The sequence below is a fragment of the Pantoea sp. CTOTU49201 genome (assembly GCF_032054795.1).
Classification (GTDB): domain Bacteria; phylum Pseudomonadota; class Gammaproteobacteria; order Enterobacterales; family Enterobacteriaceae; genus Pantoea; species Pantoea symbiotica.
The window spans coordinates 1-349 of the sequence record NZ_DAMBSA010000174.1 but is presented as its reverse complement, the minus strand read 5'-3'; the positions used below and the strand labels follow the sequence as shown (position 1 = coordinate 349).

The window sequence follows — 349 nt, the reverse complement described above, 5'->3', positions numbered from 1 at the left end:
CACCCAACGCCGGCTGCCAGCGCTCCGAGCGATGCATCAGCGCAGTCCCCTGCGCCGAGCAGAGCCAGGCAAAGGCGGCTTCCCCGGCAACCGGGGTGCAATCAGATAATCCTTCGCCGCTTCCGGCACACAGCAGCAAAGTCGGAGCTGTATTGGCGAGGAGATCGATAACGTTATCTGCGCCTTCATTCGCACTAAGTCGAATGGTTTCTTCAGGCAAAACCATGCCCGCTGCCAGCAGCGTTTCGCGAAAGGCGAGCAGACTTGGGTCATCACCCAGCCAACAGAGATGCGTGATCGTGCGTGTTTCACCTGACTGACACACATGCGCGACCAGGCGATTGGCGAG

At 59.9% G+C, this 349-nt stretch carries 1 pseudogene; it reads right to left on the bottom strand.

Annotation, left to right across the window (positions count from 1 at the left end):
• Positions 1-349 (bottom strand): annotated as a pseudogene (locus RTY00_RS13315) (hypothetical protein); the annotation flags it as partial.